Here is a 216-nt window from a genome sequence, read left to right as displayed (position 1 = left end):
CCGTCCTGTACGCAGAAAACGGACGATTTAGTTGTACGATTGCAACTAAATGACCGTTAAGAAGGAATATAGCAAAATTAGATGTACATTTGCATCTAAATCGTCGGATGCGGGGTAGGCAACACGGAAAGCGGATTCCGGCGTTTTCTGCTTCGCGTCTTGCCGAAGGTAAGCTTGGAGGTCGGATGGCTTTTGCTTGCCCATCATTTGTTGAAG

Annotated in this window: 1 pseudogene; it reads left to right on the top strand. The window is 46.8% G+C overall.

Going from position 1 to position 216, the window contains the following annotated elements:
- Positions 1 to 132: 132 nt before the first annotated feature.
- Positions 133 to 216, top strand: a pseudogene (locus tag AB3351_RS23710) (transposase); the annotation flags it as partial.

The sequence above is a fragment of the Aneurinibacillus sp. REN35 genome (genome assembly GCF_041379945.2).
Lineage (GTDB): Bacteria > Bacillota > Bacilli > Aneurinibacillales > Aneurinibacillaceae > Aneurinibacillus.
This window is presented reverse-complemented; position numbering and strand designations above follow the sequence as displayed.